22 protein-coding genes are annotated in these 17,799 nt (G+C 60.4%); 10 read left to right on the top strand and 12 right to left on the bottom strand.

The window, feature by feature from the left end; translation table 11 throughout:
• Nucleotides 1–75: 75 nt before the first annotated feature.
• The 4 genes from ftsY (at nucleotide 76) to rpoH (ending at nucleotide 4,214) form a co-directional block, all read left to right on the top strand.
• Nucleotides 76–1,554, top strand: a complete 1,479-nt coding sequence (gene ftsY, locus HU724_RS26625; RefSeq protein ID WP_186569319.1) for a signal recognition particle-docking protein FtsY — start codon at nucleotides 76–78, stop codon at nucleotides 1,552–1,554.
• Entirely contained in the window at nucleotides 1,551–2,222 is a 672-nt protein-coding gene (gene ftsE / locus HU724_RS26620; RefSeq protein ID WP_016772715.1) for a cell division ATP-binding protein FtsE, read from the top strand. Before ftsY ends, ftsE begins: the two co-directional genes overlap by 4 nt.
• On the top strand, nucleotides 2,219–3,244 hold the full coding sequence (gene ftsX, locus HU724_RS26615; RefSeq protein ID WP_073471030.1) for a permease-like cell division protein FtsX: 1,026 nt from the start codon (nucleotides 2,219–2,221) through the stop codon (nucleotides 3,242–3,244). Before ftsE ends, ftsX begins: the two co-directional genes overlap by 4 nt.
• A gap of 115 nt (nucleotides 3,245–3,359) precedes the next feature.
• Complete coding sequence (gene rpoH, locus HU724_RS26610) at nucleotides 3,360–4,214, top strand: RNA polymerase sigma factor RpoH (protein ID WP_016772717.1); 855 nt, start codon at nucleotides 3,360–3,362, stop codon at nucleotides 4,212–4,214.
• 181 nt (nucleotides 4,215–4,395) lie between these two features.
• Here the strand turns inward: rpoH and mtgA are convergent, their stop codons facing one another.
• Entirely contained in the window at nucleotides 4,396–5,118 is a 723-nt protein-coding gene (gene mtgA, locus HU724_RS26605; RefSeq protein WP_186569318.1) for a monofunctional biosynthetic peptidoglycan transglycosylase, read from the bottom strand.
• 74 nt (nucleotides 5,119–5,192) lie between these two features.
• On the opposite strand from mtgA, the gene HU724_RS26600 reads away from it, so the two are divergent.
• The 4 genes from HU724_RS26600 (at nucleotide 5,193) to trmB (ending at nucleotide 7,537) form a co-directional block, all read left to right on the top strand.
• On the top strand, nucleotides 5,193–5,564 hold the full coding sequence (locus tag HU724_RS26600; protein WP_186569317.1) for a DUF423 domain-containing protein: 372 nt from the start codon (nucleotides 5,193–5,195) through the stop codon (nucleotides 5,562–5,564).
• Nucleotides 5,565–5,745: 181 nt separating this feature from the next.
• Entirely contained in the window at nucleotides 5,746–5,946 is a 201-nt protein-coding gene (gene thiS / locus HU724_RS26595) for a sulfur carrier protein ThiS (protein ID WP_186569316.1), read from the top strand.
• A 61-nt stretch (nucleotides 5,947–6,007) separates the two neighbouring features.
• On the top strand, nucleotides 6,008–6,802 hold the full coding sequence (locus HU724_RS26590) for a thiazole synthase (protein ID WP_110644432.1): 795 nt from the start codon (nucleotides 6,008–6,010) through the stop codon (nucleotides 6,800–6,802).
• 9 nt (nucleotides 6,803–6,811) lie between these two features.
• Nucleotides 6,812–7,537, top strand: coding sequence for a tRNA (guanosine(46)-N7)-methyltransferase TrmB (trmB, locus tag HU724_RS26585; RefSeq protein WP_024014663.1), 726 nt, complete (start codon nucleotides 6,812–6,814; stop codon nucleotides 7,535–7,537).
• 129 nt (nucleotides 7,538–7,666) lie between these two features.
• On the opposite strand, the gene HU724_RS26580 is transcribed toward trmB, so the two are convergent.
• From HU724_RS26580 to HU724_RS26535, 10 genes are all read right to left on the bottom strand, one after another.
• A complete protein-coding gene (locus HU724_RS26580; protein WP_123441738.1) occupies nucleotides 7,667–8,215 on the bottom strand; it encodes an RNA 2'-phosphotransferase in 549 nt (182 codons plus the stop codon).
• Nucleotides 8,216–8,354: 139 nt separating this feature from the next.
• Nucleotides 8,355–8,678, bottom strand: coding sequence for a DUF3392 domain-containing protein (locus tag HU724_RS26575; RefSeq protein WP_008083808.1), 324 nt, complete (start codon nucleotides 8,676–8,678; stop codon nucleotides 8,355–8,357).
• Nucleotides 8,679–8,700: 22 nt separating this feature from the next.
• Nucleotides 8,701–9,906 (bottom strand): radical SAM family heme chaperone HemW, encoded by a 1,206-nt coding sequence (gene hemW / locus HU724_RS26570; RefSeq protein ID WP_225927647.1) that lies wholly within the window; start codon nucleotides 9,904–9,906, stop codon nucleotides 8,701–8,703.
• Nucleotides 9,903–10,499, bottom strand: coding sequence for an RdgB/HAM1 family non-canonical purine NTP pyrophosphatase (gene rdgB / locus HU724_RS26565; RefSeq protein ID WP_186569315.1), 597 nt, complete (start codon nucleotides 10,497–10,499; stop codon nucleotides 9,903–9,905). Before rdgB ends, hemW begins: the two co-directional genes overlap by 4 nt.
• Complete coding sequence (locus HU724_RS26560) at nucleotides 10,496–10,930, bottom strand: DUF4426 domain-containing protein (protein ID WP_016772726.1); 435 nt, start codon at nucleotides 10,928–10,930, stop codon at nucleotides 10,496–10,498. The genes rdgB and HU724_RS26560 overlap by 4 nt, the downstream gene beginning before the upstream one ends.
• Before the next feature lie 26 nt (nucleotides 10,931–10,956).
• Complete coding sequence (gene metW / locus HU724_RS26555; protein WP_024014659.1) at nucleotides 10,957–11,577, bottom strand: methionine biosynthesis protein MetW; 621 nt, start codon at nucleotides 11,575–11,577, stop codon at nucleotides 10,957–10,959.
• Between the two features lie 7 nt (nucleotides 11,578–11,584).
• Nucleotides 11,585–12,724 carry a homoserine O-succinyltransferase MetX gene (gene metX, locus HU724_RS26550; RefSeq protein ID WP_064364749.1) on the bottom strand — a complete coding sequence of 380 codons (1,140 nt, stop codon included), beginning with the start codon at nucleotides 12,722–12,724 and terminating at the stop codon, nucleotides 11,585–11,587.
• 254 nt (nucleotides 12,725–12,978) lie between these two features.
• Nucleotides 12,979–13,569, bottom strand: coding sequence for a YggT family protein (locus HU724_RS26545; protein ID WP_016772729.1), 591 nt, complete (start codon nucleotides 13,567–13,569; stop codon nucleotides 12,979–12,981).
• 11 nt (nucleotides 13,570–13,580) lie between these two features.
• Entirely contained in the window at nucleotides 13,581–14,399 is an 819-nt protein-coding gene (gene proC / locus HU724_RS26540; RefSeq protein ID WP_041476815.1) for a pyrroline-5-carboxylate reductase, read from the bottom strand.
• Nucleotides 14,400–14,422: 23 nt separating this feature from the next.
• Nucleotides 14,423–15,109, bottom strand: coding sequence for a YggS family pyridoxal phosphate-dependent enzyme (locus HU724_RS26535; protein ID WP_016772731.1), 687 nt, complete (start codon nucleotides 15,107–15,109; stop codon nucleotides 14,423–14,425).
• A 56-nt stretch (nucleotides 15,110–15,165) separates the two neighbouring features.
• Between HU724_RS26535 and HU724_RS26530 the strand changes: the two genes are divergently transcribed.
• Complete coding sequence (locus HU724_RS26530) at nucleotides 15,166–16,200, top strand: type IV pilus twitching motility protein PilT (protein WP_186569314.1); 1,035 nt, start codon at nucleotides 15,166–15,168, stop codon at nucleotides 16,198–16,200.
• A gap of 149 nt (nucleotides 16,201–16,349) precedes the next feature.
• Here HU724_RS26530 and HU724_RS26525 read toward each other — a convergent pair whose 3' ends face one another.
• On the bottom strand, nucleotides 16,350–16,961 hold the full coding sequence (locus HU724_RS26525) for a C40 family peptidase (protein WP_186569313.1): 612 nt from the start codon (nucleotides 16,959–16,961) through the stop codon (nucleotides 16,350–16,352).
• 248 nt (nucleotides 16,962–17,209) lie between these two features.
• Here HU724_RS26525 and HU724_RS26520 point away from each other — a divergent pair, with 248 nt between their 5' ends.
• A complete protein-coding gene (locus tag HU724_RS26520) occupies nucleotides 17,210–17,644 on the top strand; it encodes an NINE protein (RefSeq protein ID WP_016772734.1) in 435 nt (144 codons plus the stop codon).
• Nucleotides 17,645–17,799 lie beyond the last annotated feature (155 nt).

Genomic DNA, 17,799 nt, shown 5'->3' with positions numbered 1-17,799 from the left:
AGTCTGTTCTGCATCGAATATTTATTTGCCGGGGCGCCCTGTTGGCGCGTCGCTACCGTGAGATAGCCGTCCTCCATGTTTGGTTCCAACGACGACAAGAAGAGCCCAGCTGCGGCTGGCGAGAAGAAAAGCCTGTTCGGATGGCTGCGGAAGAAACCGCAGGAACCCGTCGTCGAACAGCCGCCCGCGATTCCTGAGCCGGCCCCCGCGCCAGCACCTGTAATAGAAGAAGAGCCGGCGCCGATTGTGCTGCCGATCGCCGAACCGGTGCTGCAACCGGAGGTTGAGGCCGAGCCCGAAACGCCGGCCGCTGCCGAGTTGCCGCTGACGCCCGCCGCCGAGCCGTGGCTGACCTTGCCGGTGGCAGAAGAGCCGGTCGCGCTGGTTGAAGAAGCAGCTCCGCATGTGACGCCAGTGATTCCTGCGCCAATTGCCGAAGTGGCTGCGCAGCCTGCGCCTGAGCCAGTTGTCGAGCCAGCGCCGATCATTTCTGAACCCGCCGCCCCGGTTGTTCCGCCGTCGGAGCCCGCACCACTTGCCGCTGCGCCGGTTATCGCTCCGATCGTGCCGGTCGAAGTCCCTCTAGAAACGCCCGTCGAAACCCCGCGCACCGAAGAAACCAAAGCCGGTTTCTTCGCCCGCCTCAAGCAAGGTCTGTCGAAGACCAGCGCCAGCATCGGCGAGGGCATGGCCAGCCTGTTCCTCGGGCGCAAGACCATCGACGATGACCTGCTCGACGACCTCGAAACCCGTCTGCTCACCGCCGACGTCGGCGTCGAAGCCACCACGCAGATCATCCAGCGCCTGACCCAGAAGGTCGCACGCAAGGAGCTGGCCGACGCCGACGCTTTGTACAAATCCTTGCAGGCCGAATTGGCCGCGATGCTCAAGCCGGTTGAACAGCCGCTGAAAATCGCCTCGCAGAACAAGCCGTTCGTGATTCTGGTGGTTGGCGTCAACGGCGCTGGCAAGACCACCACCATCGGCAAGCTGGCGAAGAAGCTGCAATTGGAGGGTAAGAAGGTCATGCTGGCGGCCGGCGACACCTTCCGCGCCGCGGCCGTGGAGCAATTGCAGGTCTGGGGCGAGCGCAACAAGATTCCGGTGATCGCCCAACACACCGGCGCCGATTCCGCTTCGGTGATCTTCGACGCGGTGCAAGCGGCCAAGGCCCGTGGCATCGATGTGCTGATTGCTGACACCGCCGGTCGCCTGCACACCAAAGACAACCTGATGGAAGAGCTGAAAAAGGTTCGCCGGGTGATTGGCAAGCTCGACGCCGATGCGCCGCACGAAGTGCTGCTGGTGCTCGACGCTGGCACCGGGCAGAACGCGATCAACCAGGCCAAGCAATTCAACCAGACCGTCGAACTGACCGGCCTGGCCCTGACCAAACTCGACGGCACCGCCAAGGGCGGGGTGATTTTCGCCCTGGCCAAGCAGTTCGGCCTGCCGATCCGCTACATCGGCGTCGGTGAAGGCATCGACGATTTGCGCACCTTTGAAGCCGAACCCTTTGTCCAGGCATTGTTTGCCGAGCGGGAGCGTTCATGATTCGTTTCGAACAGGTCGGTAAACGCTACCCGAACGGTCACGTCGGCTTGCATGAGCTGAGCTTTCGAGTCCGTCGTGGCGAGTTCTTGTTTGTCACCGGCCACTCCGGTGCCGGTAAATCCACGCTGTTGCGCCTGTTGCTGGCGATGGAACGGCCGACCAGCGGCAAGCTGCTGCTTGCCGGGCAAGACCTGAGCACCATCAGCAACGCGCAGATTCCGTTCCTGCGCCGACAGATCGGCGTAGTGTTCCAGAATCATCAGTTGCTGTTTGATCGCACGGTGTTCAACAACGTCGCCTTGCCGCTGCAGATCCTCGGCCTGTCCAAGGTCGAGATCGCCAAGCGCGTCGATTCGGCGCTGGAGCGCGTGGCGCTGTCGGACAAATCCGATCTGTACCCGGGCGACCTGTCCACCGGTCAGCAACAGCGCGTCGGCATTGCCCGCGCCATCGTCCATCGGCCGGCCTTGCTGCTGGCGGACGAACCGACCGGTAACCTCGACCCGCGTTTGGCGGCGGAGATCATGGGCGTGTTCGAAGACATCAACCGTTTAGGCACCAGCGTGCTGATCGCCAGTCACGATCTGGCACTGATCGCGCGCATGCGTCATCGCATGCTGACCCTGCAACGCGGCCGCCTGATCGGCGACGGGGAGGCCGGGGTATGAGTGCGACACGCAGTCCCAAGGTTTCCGAGCGCGTGGCCCCGAAGGCCGCCGATCCGCAACCGCAGAAAAAGAAAAAGCACGACGATGACGACGGCCCGGACTTCGCCACGCTGTTTCGCGCCTGGATCGAAAGCCATCGCGCCAGCCTGCTCGACAGCCTGCGCCGCCTCGGCAAACAGCCGATCGGCAGCTTCTTCACCTGCATGGTGATGGCGGTGGCGTTAAGTCTGCCGATGGGGTTGTCGCTGTTGCTGAACAATGTTGAGCGTCTTGGCGGTTCCTGGCAGCGCGCGGCGCAGATTTCTCTGTACCTGCAACTCGACGCCAGCCCGGAGCAGGGTGAAGCGCTGCGTGAGCAGATCAAAGGCATGCCTGGCGTCGCTGATGCCGAATATGTCGGCCGCGATCAGGCGCTGGAAGAGTTCCAGCAGCAGTCCGGCCTGGGTGAAGCCCTGCGTGAGCTGCCCGAGAACCCTTTGCCGGGTGTGGTGCTGGTGACACCGAACGAAGTCGACAAGCCGACACTCGAAGCATTAAGACAAAAACTTTCCGAGCTGCCGAAGGTACAACAGGCGCAACTTGATCTAGTCTGGGTCGAGCGTCTGGCCGCCATCCTCAAGCTTGGCGACCGCTTTGTCTTCGGTCTGACGGTGTTGTTGGTGTCTGCATTACTTTTGGTGATAGGCAATACCATTCGTCTTCATATTGAAAACCGCCGCACCGAGATAGAAGTGATTAAACTCGTCGGCGGCACTGACAGTTATGTGCGCCGCCCTTTCCTTTATATGGGCGCGTTGTATGGCTTCGGTGCAGGGCTGTTGTCCTGGGGCGTATTGGCGTTCGGCCTGAACTGGCTGAACGATGCGGTGGTCGGACTGGCCGGCTTGTACGGCAGTGATTTCGCCCTGGCCGGCGTGCCAGTGGCCGACGGTCTGTCGCTCTTGCTTGGCGCGGTGCTGTTGGGTTATATCGGTGCATGGATTGCAGTCGCACGTCATCTCAGGGAGCTGGCGCCGAAGTAGAATCTTTTTTGCGCGTGATTGACCTTGCGGTTTTTATGGGAACTTGTACCTGAGTTCCCGGTCAATTTTTCGCAGTGCCGAGAGGCACGAGTATGTGAGTGGGAGGTTTTTTCGTATGACCAATTCTTTGCAACCTGCGTATGCGCTGGTTCCGGGTGCGAACCTGGAAGCCTATGTGCACACCGTCAACAGCATTCCATTGCTGACGCCGGAGCAGGAGCGTGAACTGGCCGAGAGTCTCTACTATGAGCAGGATTTGGGGGCGGCTCGGCAGATGGTGCTCGCCCACCTGCGTTTTGTCGTACACATTGCCCGTAGCTATTCCGGCTACGGTCTGGCTCAGGCTGACCTGATCCAGGAAGGCAACGTCGGCCTGATGAAGGCCGTCAAGCGCTTCAACCCGGAAATGGGCGTGCGTCTGGTGTCGTTCGCCGTGCACTGGATCAAGGCGGAAATTCACGAGTTCATCCTGCGCAACTGGCGCATTGTGAAAGTCGCGACCACCAAGGCCCAGCGCAAGCTGTTCTTTAACCTGCGCAGCCAGAAGAAGCGTCTGGCGTGGCTGAACAACGAGGAAGTCCACCGTGTGGCGGAAAGCCTTGGCGTCGAACCACGTGAAGTCCGCGAGATGGAAAGCCGCCTGACCGGCCATGACATGGCCTTCGACCCGGCTGCCGAAGCCGACGACGACAGTGCTTTCCAGTCGCCGGCCAACTACCTGGAAGACCACCGGTACGACCCGGCGCGTCAACTGGAAGATGCCGACTGGAGCGACAACTCCAACACCAACCTGCACGAAGCACTGGAAGTGCTGGACGAGCGCAGCCGTGACATCCTCTACCAGCGCTGGCTGGCGGAAGAGAAAGCCACGCTGCACGACCTGGCGCAGAAGTACAACGTGTCGGCCGAGCGAATCCGTCAGCTCGAAAAGAGCGCGATGAACAAGCTCAAGTTGTCGATCGCCGCGTAACCGGCGCATCAGCAATAAAAAACGCCCCGATCAGCGATGATCGGGGCGTTTTTATTTCTGGCTTCACGCAAAACCCATGTGGGAGCGAGCTTGCTCGCGAAAGCGGAGTGTCAGTCACCGCCAATGCTGAATGATCCACCGCATTCGCGAGCAAGCTCGCTCCCACATTGGTATTTGGGTGTTATTCAGCCCAAGGCGCCCGTCGCGAATCATTTAGCCCGAGCAAATAACTGTCCCCGCCCAACTGACTCATCTGCTGCCGAATCCACCCGGCCCGTCGCGATACATAACCGGTCGGATGACTCGCGCTCCACACCCGTGGATTGGGCAGTACCGCCGCCAGATAACTCGCCTGCTGGCGCGACAATGACTTCGCGCTCACGCCAAAGTGGTGGCGGGCCGCCGCTTCAGCGCCAAATACGCCGTCATCCCATTCGACGCTGTTCAGGTACACCTCAAGAATCCGCTGCTTGGGCCAGAACACCTCGATCAGCGCGGTAAACCACGCTTCCAAGCCTTTGCGCAGATAGCTGCGGCCCGACCAGAGAAAGAGGTTTTTCGACACCTGCTGGCTCAAGGTGCTGGCGCCGCGAATCGAACCGCCCAGTTCGTTGTGGGCCAGAGCGGCCTGTATTGCGCGCAGATCGAAACCCCAGTGCTCGGGGAATTTCTGGTCTTCGCCAGCAATTACCGCCACTTTCAGGTCATCGGAGATTTCGCCCCACGGTTTCCAGGTGCGCTGCAGGTCAATCGGCTCGCCGTCGACCCAGGATTCGACCTTGCGCTCGACCATCAGCGCCGTGCCTGGCGGTGGCACGAAGCGAAACACCAGCACCAGCAAGACACTGCCGCCGGCGAACCAGAGTAGAGCCTTCATGAGACGACGGAAAATTGAACGCAGCATAGAGATGGCTTGGCCGAACCCGTGGAGCGGGCCATTATACAGACCCTGCCGATGGCGTCTGACTGGAGTTCCCCATGCTGCGTGGCTTTTTGATGATGGCCGCTTTTTTCGGATTCACCGGTGTTGCGCTCGGTGCGTTCGCCGCCCACGGCCTGAAAAACCGTCTGACGCCGGAATACCTGACGATTTTCCACACCGGCGTCACCTACCAATTGGTGCACACACTCGCGCTGTTCGGCGTTGCGCTGCTGGCCACGCAGACTCAAGGGCGGCTGGTCACTTGGGCCGGCGTGTCCTTCACCGTCGGCATTGTATTGTTCTCCGGCAGCCTGTATCTGCTGACCATGACCGGCATCAGCAAACTCGGCATCATCACGCCGTTTGGTGGCCTCGCGTTTCTCATCGGTTGGGTTTGCCTCGGCCTCGCCGCCTGGCGCCTATCCTGAATCTGACGCTCCCTCCTGTAGGAGCTGCCGAAGGCTGCGATCTTTTGATTTTGTTTTTCAAGATCAAAAGATCGCAGCCTTCGGCAGCTCCTACACGGACGTGTTTCAAGACGAATGGCTTGGGTCAGCCTGATTGATCGGGCTAGAATGCCAGCCCCTAAAAATGATGGCGGCGTTGTGCATGCGCATTCAGTTGAACGGCGAGTCCTTTGAATTGCCCGACGGTGAAACCGTTGCGGGCCTGATCACCCGTCTGGAGCTGAGCGGGCGCCGTGTGGCCGTAGAGCTCAATCTGGACATCGTCCCGCGCAGCCAGCATGCCGACACCACGTTGAACGACGGCGACAACGTCGAAGTGGTCCACGCCATCGGCGGCGGCTGATTGTCCCGGCCCGCAAGGGCACAGAATTCTGCAAGACCCTCACCCTTAAAGAGGATTCCCCATGAGCATCGTTCGTAGCGACAAGCCTTTTGTGCTGGCCGGTCGTACTTACCAGTCGCGTTTGCTGGTCGGTACCGGCAAGTACCGTGACATGGAAGAAACCCGCCAGGCCATCGAAGCCTCGGGTGCCGAAATCGTCACCTTCGCCGTACGCCGCACCAACCTGGGCCAGATCGAAGGCGAGCCGAACCTGCTTGAGGTGCTGTCGCCGGAGCGCTACACCTTCCTGCCGAACACTGCCGGTTGCTACGACGCCATCGAAGCCGTGCGCACCTGCCGCCTGGCGCGTGAGCTGCTCGACGGCCACAACCTGGTGAAGCTGGAAGTGCTGGCCGATCAGAAGACCCTGTTCCCCAACGTGATCGAAACCCTCAAGGCCGCCGAAACCCTGGTCAAGGAAGGCTTCGACGTGATGGTCTACACCAGCGATGACCCGATCATCGCCCGGCAACTGGCGGAAATCGGTTGCATCGCCGTGATGCCGCTGGCCGGTCTGATCGGCTCCGGTCTGGGCATCTGCAATCCGTACAACCTGCAGATCATCCTCGAAGAAGCCAAGATCCCGGTGCTGGTGGATGCCGGTGTCGGTACCGCTTCCGACGCGACCATCGCGATGGAGCTGGGTTGCGACGCCGTACTGATGAACTCGGCCATCGCCCACGCCCAGCAACCGGTGATGATGGCGCAAGCCATGCAGCACGCCATCGTCGCCGGTCGCCTGGCGTACCTCGCCGGCCGCATGCCGAAAAAACTCTATGCCAGCGCCTCTTCGCCGCTGGATGGTCTGATCAAGTAAGAGCCATTGATGACTGAATCGAACGACACGCCTGTCCAGCCGGACGAAGGCGACGAGCGCCAACACCGCCGCATCAAGAGTTTCGTGATGCGCGCCGGGCGCATGACCGAAGGCCAGCAACGCGGCCTGGACCAGGGCGCGCCGCTGTATGTGCTGCCGCTGGCCGATGCGCCGGTCGATTACGACCAGGTGTTCGGCCGCTCGGCGCCGCGCTCGCTGGAAATCGGTTTCGGCATGGGCCACTCGCTGCTGGAAATGGCCGCTGCTGCTCCAGAGCAGGATTTCATCGGTGTTGAAGTGCACCGTCCGGGTGTTGGCGCGCTGCTCAATGGCGTGTTGACCCAAGGGCTGACCAACCTGCGGGTCTACGATTGCGACGCGATCGAAGTGCTCAACCGCTGCATCGCCGACAACAGCCTCGATCGCCTGATGCTGTTTTTCCCGGATCCGTGGCACAAAAGCCGCCACCACAAGCGCCGCATCGTCCAGGCCTCGTTCGCTGAACTGGTGCGCAGCAAGTTGAAGGTCGGTGGCATTCTGCACATGGCCACCGACTGGGAGCCTTACGCCGAGTACATGCTGGAAGTGATGAACGTCGCCCCGGGCTACCGCAACCTCGCCGAAGACGGCAAATGCGTCCCGCGCCCGGCCGAACGCCCGATCACCAAGTTCGAACGCCGTGGCGAACGCCTTGGCCATGGCGTGTGGGATCTGAAGTTCGAAAAGATCGCTTAAGCATCACGCAATAAAAACTGTGGGAGCGAGCCTGCTCGCGAAAGCGGTCTGACTATCAACGATGATGTTGGATGTCATGACGCCTTCGCGAGCAGGCTCGCTCCCACAATTGTTTTGTGTATGAGGAGATTACAGGGGGGCAAGAAATCGAGCGGGCACCTGCTCTGTCAACCAGACGCCATTTTCGGCCTGATAGAACTTGAAGCCCTGTTCTTCCATCTGCTTCGCGGCAACCTTCAGAACGACTGGCGTTCCGTAGCGTTGACCCACGGCCGACGCGGTGGCGATCTCATCGGACAGATGCACCTGATGGCGTTGTCCTGGAATCAAGCCTTGTTCGTGGATCGAGTCGAGAAAACGCGTCGCTGTTCCGTGGTAGAGCGTTTGCGGTGGCTGTTTCTGCTCGAATTGCAGATCAACGCTTTTCGTCGAGTGGCCTTGAACAGCGCGTATACAGTGGCCATCAGCGGAAATCGTAAAACGCTTCTTGTCACTGCTGGTCACGACGTTTTCAATCAGCTCACGACTTAAATGTCTGCCATCACGCGCCGCGCCGCTGATCAGTGCGTCGATATTTGCCCAGCCATCCGAATCCAGCGTAAGACCAATCGCTTGAGGCTGGTGACGCAACACGAAGCTGAGAAATTTGCTCGTCTCATCCAGTAGTTTTTTACTCATGAACTTCCCTTTCATTGCAATCAACTGTGGGAGCGAGCCTGCTCGCGAAAGCGGTCTGACAATCAACGATGATGTTGGATGTCATGACGCCTTCGCGAGCAGGCTCGCTCACACATTTCGTTTTGGGGTGTTTGCGGGGTCAGCGGCGGTCGGCTACGACGCCGATCAGCACCAACACCACCAGCAGCACCGGCGCCAGGCTGTAGTTGTTGAACTGGCTCAGGCCTTTGATCACCCACGGCGTGGCGTAGATCAGCGCGGCGCCGCTGCCGATCAGGCAGAGCAGGGCCATCAGCGGCACGCGCAGGGCGCCGGCGATGCTGCCCAGGCGTTGCTCGACCCAGCCTTTGAAGTCAGCGCCGAACAGCACCAGCAGGCAACCGACCAGCGCCAAAGCGATTTCCGAGAGATTGCTGCGGCTCCAGCGGGAGACGGTGGCCAGCAGGTCGAGTATCAAATCCATGCGTTTTCCCTTTGAGCTCAAGTCAGTTCAGAAATTGTTGCAGCAAATCGTTGAGAAACAGCTGGCCGCGTTCGGTCGCCGCCAGGCGTGACGGTTCGACCTGCAACAGGCCGCTTTGTTCGGCTTCGCGGCGGCCTTCGGCGAGGGTGTCCAGCGACAGGCCGGTGCGCTCCGGATACAGGCGCGATTCGACCCCGGCAGTCAGGCGCAGGGCGTTCATCAGGAACTCGAAGGGCATCTCGTCATTGCTCAGCGATTTCTCGCCAGCCTGAAAGCTCTTTGCGGGATTCAGATAGTCCTTCGGCAGGCGGGTTTTCCATGTGCGCACGATGCGCCCGTCCGGGTGACTCAGCTTGCCATGGGCGCCGGCGCCGATGCCGATGAAGTCGCCGAAACTCCAGTAATTGAGGTTGTGCCGCGCCGGTCGCCCGGCCTGGGCGTACGCCGAGACTTCGTATTGCGCGTAACCGTGCTCGGCCAGCAGCGCCTGCCCAGCTTCCTGAATGTCCCACAGGGTGTCGTCTTCCGGCAGCACTGGCGGCTGGTTCCAGAACACCGTATTGGGCTCCAGCGTCAGTTGATACCAGGAAATGTGCGTCGGCTTCAGCGCAATGGCCTGGCGCAGATCGCTCAAGGCATCGTCCAGCGACTGATCGGGCAAACCGTGAATCAAGTCCAGGTTGAAGTTATCGAACCCGGCCTGCCGCGCCATGCCCGCCGCACGCACGGCTTCGTCACCGTTGTGAATGCGGCCGAGGGCCTCCAGCTTTTCTTGCTGAAAGCTCTGGATGCCGATCGACAGCCGATTGATCCCCAGCTTGCGATAGGCAACAAACTTCTCTTGCTCGAAGGTGCCTGGATTGGCCTCAAGGGTAATTTCGATTTCGGCGGCGAACGGGATGCGCTGCTCGACACCCTTCAACAACCGCCCGAGGGCTTCGGCGCTGAACAGGCTTGGCGTCCCGCCACCAAAGAAAATCGAGGTCAGCTCACGGCCATACACCGCATGCAGATCCTGGTCGAGATCGGCCAGCAGCGCGTCGACGTATTCCTGCTCCGGCAGCACCGGGCTGGCGGTGTGCGAGTTGAAATCGCAATACGGGCATTTGCGTACACACCACGGAATGTGGATGTACAGCGCCAGGGGCGGCAGGGTTGGCAGCGGTGCCCGAGGCGAGGACGCGGCGCCGCCGATGATCAGCGACGACGCGCAAGAATCAGTGGTCATTTCAAGCCCAGACGCTGGCGCAGCAGATCCATTGCACGGGCGCGGTGGCTGATCTGGTTCTTGTCGGCCGGGCTCAGCTCGGCGCTGGAGCAATCGCGCTCCGGCACCCAGAACAGCGGGTCGTAACCGAAACCGTGTGCGCCGCTGGCTGCGTTGAGGATGCGCCCGTGCCACAGGCCTTCGCAGAGGATCGGCAGCGGATCATCGGCGTGGCGCACCAGTGCCAGCACGCAGACGAACTGCGCGCCGCGCTCGGCTTGCGGCACGTCCTTCAGCGCATCGATCAGTTTGGCGTTGTTCGCCGCATCGCCCTGGCCGTCGGCGTAACGCGCCGAGTAGATGCCCGGCGCACCACCAAGGAAATCCACTGCCAGTCCGGAGTCGTCGGCCAGTGCCGGCAGCCCGGAAATGCGCGCGGCATTGCGGGCCTTGAGGATCGCGTTCTCGACGAACGACAGGCCGGTTTCTTCCGGCTCGACCTTGCTCCATTCGCCAATCGAGCGCAGTTGCACCGAGTCGCCGAGCATGGCCTGGAGTTCTTTGAGTTTGCCGGCGTTATGGCTGGCCAGTACGAGCTGCTTGATGTTCATCATTCGCCGGGAAAGAGTTCTTGGTTGAAATTGATGGTGTTGATCTTGTCGCCGTTCTGCACCTTGATTTCAAAGGTGCGGGTTTCCTGCTGCGGCACCGGATACTGGGCGATGTAGTAGATCGCGCCCTGTTCGGTGACCTGGCGGAATTTCAGCGCCACGCTGTTGCTGGTCAGGTCCTTGATCGTGCCGGTGACGCTGGCGATCACCGGTTTGCCGTCCTTGACCACCGAGACGTTGATCACGCCCTGATTCTTGCTGCGGATCAGCTCGGCAGCCTTGGCGATGTCCGGTTGCAGGAACGTCGAGTTGAAAGTGTTGTAGTGCACCGTGATGTCGCCGAAGGTTTCCTTGCGTTCACCTTTGATGACGTCCGCCGCCATGGCGCTGGCGCTCAGGCAGGCGGTGAGTAACAGCAACGCTAGACGACTCATGTTCGTGCTCCTTCAAATGCCCAGGCTCAGACCGCGACTCGGTGATCCGCCAACTGCGGACTGCTGACGCGGTAGATACCGATTTCACCTAACAGATTAGGCCATAGCTTACTGGCCCACCCGTGCCGGTGCTGTTGATCCACGGCAAGCCGATCAATGACCTTCGCATCACGTTCGCGGCACAGTTCTTCGAAATCCTCGAATGTGCAGAAGTGGATGTTCGGCGTGTTGTACCAGGTGTAGGGCAGGAATTCCGAGACCGGCATGCGGCCCTTGCTCGCCAGATACCAGCGGCAGCGCCAGTGGCCGAAGTTGGGGAAGGTGATGATGCACTGACGGCCGACCCGGAGCATTTCGTCGAGGATCTTGTCCGGGTAATGCACCGCTTGCAGGGCCTGGGTCATGACGACAATGTCGAAACTGTTGCTGGCAAAATTGCCCAGGCCTTTGTCCAGATCCTGCTCGATGACGTTGATGCCCTTGGCCACGCACTCGGCGATGTTGTCGGCGTCGTTTTCCAGGCCATAACCGGTGACGTTCTTGTTATCGCGCAGCCAGGTCAGCAGCTCGCCGTCACCGCAACCCAGGTCGAGGACGCGGCTGCCGGCGGGGATCCATTCCTGGATGATTTCCAGATCAGCTCTCATGGCTTTCTCACAACGAAATGCGGTTCATGTAATTGCCGAACGCCTGCAAATAACGCGGGATCGGAATCAGGAAGGCGTCGTGGCCTTGCGGCGCATCGATTTCCAGATAACTGACGTCCTTGCGCGCGGCCATTAGCGCATCCACCAGCTCGCGCGAGCGTGCCGGGGAGAAGCGCCAGTCGGTGGTGAACGACATCACGCAGAATTTGGCTGTGGCGTTTTCGAAGGTTTTCGCCAAGTCATCGTCGAAGTTCGCCGCCGGATCGAAGTAATCCAGCGCTTTGGTCATCAACAGATAAGTGTTGGCATCGAAGCGCCCGGAGAACTCTTCTCCCTGATAACGCAGGTAGCTTTCGACCTGGAACTCGACACTGTGGAAGTCGTAGTTGAGCTTTTCGCTCTTCAGGCCACGGCCGAATTTCTCACCCATGGAGTCGTCGGACAGATAGGTGATGTGCCCGACCATGCGCGCCAGCATCAGCCCGCGCTTGGGGATCACGCCGGCTTCCTGGAACGAACCGCCGTGGAATTCCGGATCGGTGAGGATCGCTTGGCGTGCGACTTCGTTGAAGGCGATGTTCTGCGCCGACAATTTAGGCGCCGAGGCGATCGCCAGGCAATGCCGCACGCGATCCGGGTAGGTGATGGTCCATTGCAGGGCCTGCATGCCGCCGAGGCTGCCGCCGATCACCGCTGCCCACTGGCCGATGCCGAGCAGGTCAGCCAGACGCGCCTGGCTGTGCACCCAGTCTTCCACGGTGAGCACCGGGAAATCGGCGCCGAACGGCTTGCCGGTTTCCGGGTTGACGCTGCTCGGGCCGGTGGAGCCGTTGCAGCCGCCGAGGTTGTTCAGGCTGACGACGAAGAACTTGTTGGTGTCGATCGGCTTGCCGGGGCCGATGCAACTGTCCCACCAACCGGGCTTGCGGTCGTCGACGCTGTGATAACCAGCGGCGTGATGATGACCGGACAGCGCGTGGCAGATCAGCACGGCGTTGCTCGCCTGGGCGTTCAGCGTGCCGTAGGTTTCATAAATCAGGTCATAAGCGGCCAGCGAACGGCCACAGGCCAGCGCCAGCGGTTCGCTGAAATGCGCGGTTTGCGGCGTTACCAGACCAACAGAATCGGCGGGAAAGGCAGTTGGCATCGACCCTGCTCTCGTTGAAATGAGGCGTAAGTCTAAAGACCGGGGGGGTTAGCGGCAAGCAGCCCTCACCCTAACCCTCTCCCAGAGGGAGAGGGGACTGACCAAGGTGTTCTGTCGAACTGCGCCGACCTGATAATTGCGAGTCGAACTCCAATCTTGAGCTCAACACAAATCGGCTCCCTCTCCCTTGGGAGAGGGCTGGGGTGAGGGGCGCAGACGACGCCATATCAAGCCGAGCGCCAATCCCTCTCACCTCACATCAGCAAACGCAGAATCTCCGGCATCATCGTCATCGCCGCCAGATTGTTGATCACCAGCATGTCGATCAATTTCAGCGCAAGGAAGGCGAAGATCGGCGACAGGTCCAGGCCGCCGAGGTTCGGCAGGAAGCGGCGGAACGGTGCCAGCGCCGGCTCACAGATCTGGTTGACCAATTCGGCGCCCGGATTGTGGCTACCCGGTGCAACCCACGACAGGATCACGCTGATGATCAGGGCGAAGAAGAAGATCTTCAGGAACAGCGCGGTGACGCCGATCAGCGACCAGATCACCAGTTGCAGCGGGTTGCCGGTGGTGCCGTAGGTCAGCAGCAGGGTCAGCGCCATCAGCAGCAGTTGCACCAGAATCGCCAGCACCAGCGACGACATGTCGAGGCCGAACAGGCTCGGGATGATCCGGCGCAAAGGCTTGAGCAGCGGCTGAGTGGCCTTGACCACGAACTGGCACAGCGGGTTGTAGAAGTTCGCCCGCACCAGTTGCAGGACGAAGCGCAGCAGCACGATCAGCAGGTACAGGCTGCCGAGGGTTTGCAGCACGTAAACCGCTGCGGTGTTCAATCCGATCATGTAAGGCTCCTTTATTTGCCCAGTTGTTCGGCCATTTCGGCCGAGCGGTGCGCGGCGGCGCCGAGTGCGGTTTCAACCAGCGCTTCGAAGCCGCCAGCCTGGAATGATTTGATCGCAGCTTCCGTGGTGCCGTTTGGCGAGGTCACGCGGCGACGCAATTCGGCGGCGTCGACATCGCTGGACACCGCCATGTGCGCGGCGCCCAGAGCAGTCTGCACGGTCAGTTGCTCAGCGATCTCTTTTGGCAGGCCAAGTTTGACGCCGGCGGCGGTCATGGCTTCGATCAGCAGGAAGAAGTACGCCGGGCCGGAGCCGGACACTGCGGTGACCGCGTCCAGTTGCTGTTCTTCTTCCAGCCACAGGGCGATGCCGACGGCGGACAGCAGCTCTTCGGCTTGCTGACGCTGCTCGGCGGTTACTTCGCTGGTCGCGTACAAACCGCTGACACCCTGACGCAGCAGCGCCGGGGTGTTCGGCATGCAGCGCACGATTGGCTGTTCGCCGAGCCACGCGGTCATGCTCGCGCAGGTAATGCCGGCGGCGATCGACACCACCAGTTGATTCGGTTTCAGGCTTGGGCGAATCGCCTCGCACACGGCTTTCATCGCCTGTGGCTTGACCGCCAGCACGATGACATCGACGCCGTCGATGGCCTGGGCGTTGTCAGCGAAGGTTTCGATGCCGTGTTCGGCGCTGACCTTGGCGCGGGTGTCTTCGCCCGGATCGCTGGCGCGGATCTGCGCCGCTTCCAGACCTTTGGCGCGCAAGCCGCCAATCAGACTGGCCGCCATGTTGCCCGCACCGATAAACGCAATACGTGTGTTGCTCATGTGTGGTCCTTATCTGGAAACGTTCAAGACTGGGAATAATCTCTGGCGCCAAACAGCGCGGTACCGATCCGCACCCAGGTGGCGCCTTGGGCGATGGCCGACTCAAGGTCGTGGCTCATGCCCATGGACAGTGTGTCGAGCGGCAGAGCGAGGCTCGCCTGCAATGCCTGTACGGCGGCGAAGGCAGCGTCCTGTTCAGCGCGCTCCTCGGTCGGCTCGGGAATCGCCATCAGTCCGCGCAGTTTCAAGCGTGGCAACGCGCTGATGGCCTCGGCCAGCGCTGGCAGATCGGCCGGGGTGCAACCGGATTTGCTCGCCTCGCCGCTGACATTGACCTGAATGCAGATGTTCAGTGGCGGCAGTTCGGCCGGGCGTTGTTCGGACAGGCGTTGGGCAATTTTCAGACGATCCACGGAGTGCACCCAGTCGAAATGCTCGGCAATCGCGCGAGTCTTGTTCGATTGAATGGGGCCGATGAAGTGCCAGATCAATGGCAGGTCGGCCAGCTCCAGCTGTTTGCCCAAGGCTTCCTGCAAGTAGTTCTCGCCGAAGTCGCGCAGGCCGGCGGCGTAGGCTTCGCGCAGGGCCTGGGCGGGTTTGGTCTTGCTCACGGCGAGCAAATGGATGCTGTTTTCGTCGCGGTGCGCGGCTTTGGCCGCTGCCTGGATGCGCGAACTAACCTGAAGGATGTTGTCTGCTATCGTGGACATCAAGAGGCGCCAGCGGTCTGTAGGTTCGCGGCATTCTACTGGAATTGAGGGACGCTATGGATATCACTGAACTGCTGGCCTTCAGCGCCAAACAGGGCGCTTCCGACCTGCACCTGTCGGCCGGCCTGCCGCCGATGATTCGCGTCGATGGCGACGTGCGACGGATCAATCTGCCGGCGCTGGACCACAAGCAAGTGCACGATCTGATCTACGACCTCATGAACGACACCCAGCGCATCGAATTCGAGAAAAATCTGGAAACGGATTTTTCCTTCGATGTACCTGGCGTGGCGCGCTTTCGCGTCAACGCCTTTAACCAGAATCGTGGTGCCGGCGCGGTGTTTCGCACCATTCCGTCGAAAGTGCTGAGCATGGAAGACCTCGCCATGGGCGATGTTTTCCGCAAGATCACCGATGCGCCGCGCGGGCTGGTGCTGGTCACCGGGCCGACCGGCTCCGGCAAATCGACCACGCTGGCGGCGATGATCGATTACCTCAACACCCATCGCCATCACCACATCCTCACTATTGAAGATCCCATCGAGTTCGTCCACGAATCGCGCAAATGCCTGATCAATCAACGCGAAGTCCATCGCGATACCCGCAGCTTCGCCACCGCACTGCGCTCTGCCCTGCGTGAAGATCCGGACGTGATTCTGGTTGGCGAGATGCGTGATCTGGAAACCATTCGCCTCGCTCTGACCGCCGCCGAGACCGGGCATCTGGTGTTCGGCACGCTGCACACGACCTCGGCGGCGAAGACCATCGACCGCGTGGTGGATGTGTTCCCCGGCGACGAGAAGTCGATGGTCCGTTCGATGCTGTCGGAGTCGTTGCTGGCTGTGGTGTCGCAGACGTTGATCAAGAAGATCGGCGGCGGGCGGGTAGCGGCGCATGAAATCATGCTCGGGACGTCAGCGATCCGTAATCTCATTCGCGAGGACAAGGTGGCGCAGATGTATTCAGCGATTCAGACCGGTGGGTCGTTGGGCATGCAGACACTCGATATGTGCCTGAAGGATCTGGTAACCAAGGGCTTGATCAGCCGCGAGCATGCGCGGGAGAAGGCGCGTACGCCGGATAATTTTTGAGGGTCGCTGGTGTGGCTGCCGGCCCCTTCGCGAGCAGGCTCGCTCCCACATCAAACCGCATTCCTTCAGCTGGAATGCATTCTTCTGTGGGAGCGAGCCTGCTCGCGAAGGTGGCGGTACTGCTTGAGCAGATTTCCGGATCAGTCAGCTCAGCGCTGGACTACGCGCAGTTGCTGTTGTTCTTTCGGCAATACGCGCTTGGCGACGACGTAATGCTTTTCCCAGTACGGCTTGTTCAGCGTGTCGATGCTCACCGCTTTGCCCCGGCGCGGGGCGTGGATGAAGCGGTCGTTGCCCAGGTAGATGGCAACGTGATTGACCCGACGGCTCTTGATGTTGAAGAAAATCAGATCGCCCGGTTTCAGATCCTTGCGCTCGACTTTCTCGCCGTGACCGCTGGCCATGGCATTGGAGGTGCGTGGCAGGTCGAACGTAGCGTCGTTGAACGCATATTTCACCAGACCGCTGCAATCGAAGCCTTTACTTGGGCTGCTGCCGCCCCAACGATAAGGTGTACCGAGGACGTTTACCGCACGGCTCAGCACATTGCTGCTTTCCTTGCTCGCCATCGGTGGCACCAGCTTGCTGCGGCTCTTGCTGCTCAGCGTGGTGCTCTTGCTGCTTTTGCTCGAAGGAGCCGAAGCATGGGATTTAGGGGTGAAGCCGTTGACGTTGGGAAGACGTTGCTCACGATTGGTGGCGTGGGCGGCCAGTGGCATTAATAGGCAAATAGTCAGCCATGTCTTGAAAAATGGTCGCATTAGGCGTGGCTCATAAGTGATAGCGCGCAACTTTATAACAGCTTTTTTTGCCGTTCCGAGGCCGTTCATCGATTCATTCCGCCGGCTACGGAACCAAAAACGCTCAAAAAGTACGCAATTGTCCGACAGAAGTCAGGTTCTACAAGGGTTTCGCGCTAGCAACGGTAACATTTGCCATACGTCGGCCACCTGTAAAAAAGTCACAAAGAAATGAAGAATATTTATCTATCGAGTGCAATGAGGTCTTAATGAACAGCTATCAGCTACCCCGCGTGAAAGAAAAAGACACTCACAGCAAAGTCATCGGCTACCTGCTGTGGATTTTCGGATTCACTGGCGCGCACCGCTTTTACTACGGCAAACCGGTAACCGGGACGATCTGGTTCTTCACCTTCGGTTTGCTGGGGATTGGCTGGCTGATCGACCTGTTTCTGATCCCGGCGATGGATCGCGAAGCGGATTTGCGCTTTGCTGCCGGGCCGATCGAGTACAACGTCGCGTGGATTCTGCTGACTTTCCTCGGTGTGTTCGGCGTGCACCGGATGTATCAGGGCAAATGGATCAGCGGCCTGCTGTATCTGCTGACCGGCGGGTTGTTCTTTATTGGTGTGCTGTATGACTTCTGGACCCTGAACGATCAGGTGTCGGTGCGCAACGCGCAGAATCGCGGCGCCTTCCAGTAACCAGTAAGTAGTGGCGAGGGGATTATCCCCGTTGGGCCGCGAAGCGGTCCTGAATCCGAGAACGCGGTGGATTTGCTCCACCGCGTGCAATGGCTTCGCGACTGCTACACAGCCGAACGGGGATAAATCCCCTCGCCACAATCTCCCTCAGCAGC

The organism is Pseudomonas iranensis (assembly GCF_014268585.2).
GTDB classification, from domain to species: Bacteria; Pseudomonadota; Gammaproteobacteria; order Pseudomonadales; family Pseudomonadaceae; genus Aquipseudomonas; species Aquipseudomonas iranensis.
The sequence above is the reverse complement of the archived record's forward strand: the minus strand, read 5'-3'. Positions and strand labels throughout refer to the sequence as shown.

Coding starts and splice junctions, on each gene's coding strand:
- ftsY (WP_186569319.1), top strand. CDS start 76: ATGTTTGGTTCCAACGACGACAAGAAGAGCCCAGCTGCGGCTGGCGAG.
- ftsE (WP_016772715.1), top strand. CDS start 1,551: ATGATTCGTTTCGAACAGGTCGGTAAACGCTACCCGAACGGTCACGTC.
- ftsX (WP_073471030.1), top strand. CDS start 2,219: ATGAGTGCGACACGCAGTCCCAAGGTTTCCGAGCGCGTGGCCCCGAAG.
- rpoH (WP_016772717.1), top strand. CDS start 3,360: ATGACCAATTCTTTGCAACCTGCGTATGCGCTGGTTCCGGGTGCGAAC.
- mtgA (WP_186569318.1), bottom strand. CDS start 5,118: ATGCTGCGTTCAATTTTCCGTCGTCTCATGAAGGCTCTACTCTGGTTC.
- HU724_RS26600 (WP_186569317.1), top strand. CDS start 5,193: ATGCTGCGTGGCTTTTTGATGATGGCCGCTTTTTTCGGATTCACCGGT.
- thiS (WP_186569316.1), top strand. CDS start 5,746: ATGCGCATTCAGTTGAACGGCGAGTCCTTTGAATTGCCCGACGGTGAA.
- HU724_RS26590 (WP_110644432.1), top strand. CDS start 6,008: ATGAGCATCGTTCGTAGCGACAAGCCTTTTGTGCTGGCCGGTCGTACT.
- trmB (WP_024014663.1), top strand. CDS start 6,812: ATGACTGAATCGAACGACACGCCTGTCCAGCCGGACGAAGGCGACGAG.
- HU724_RS26580 (WP_123441738.1), bottom strand. CDS start 8,215: ATGAGTAAAAAACTACTGGATGAGACGAGCAAATTTCTCAGCTTCGTG.
- HU724_RS26575 (WP_008083808.1), bottom strand. CDS start 8,678: ATGGATTTGATACTCGACCTGCTGGCCACCGTCTCCCGCTGGAGCCGC.
- hemW (WP_225927647.1), bottom strand. CDS start 9,906: ATGACCACTGATTCTTGCGCGTCGTCGCTGATCATCGGCGGCGCCGCG.
- rdgB (WP_186569315.1), bottom strand. CDS start 10,499: ATGATGAACATCAAGCAGCTCGTACTGGCCAGCCATAACGCCGGCAAA.
- HU724_RS26560 (WP_016772726.1), bottom strand. CDS start 10,930: ATGAGTCGTCTAGCGTTGCTGTTACTCACCGCCTGCCTGAGCGCCAGC.
- metW (WP_024014659.1), bottom strand. CDS start 11,577: ATGAGAGCTGATCTGGAAATCATCCAGGAATGGATCCCCGCCGGCAGC.
- metX (WP_064364749.1), bottom strand. CDS start 12,724: ATGCCAACTGCCTTTCCCGCCGATTCTGTTGGTCTGGTAACGCCGCAA.
- HU724_RS26545 (WP_016772729.1), bottom strand. CDS start 13,569: ATGATCGGATTGAACACCGCAGCGGTTTACGTGCTGCAAACCCTCGGC.
- proC (WP_041476815.1), bottom strand. CDS start 14,399: ATGAGCAACACACGTATTGCGTTTATCGGTGCGGGCAACATGGCGGCC.
- HU724_RS26535 (WP_016772731.1), bottom strand. CDS start 15,109: ATGTCCACGATAGCAGACAACATCCTTCAGGTTAGTTCGCGCATCCAG.
- HU724_RS26530 (WP_186569314.1), top strand. CDS start 15,166: ATGGATATCACTGAACTGCTGGCCTTCAGCGCCAAACAGGGCGCTTCC.
- HU724_RS26525 (WP_186569313.1), bottom strand. CDS start 16,961: ATGCGACCATTTTTCAAGACATGGCTGACTATTTGCCTATTAATGCCA.
- HU724_RS26520 (WP_016772734.1), top strand. CDS start 17,210: ATGAACAGCTATCAGCTACCCCGCGTGAAAGAAAAAGACACTCACAGC.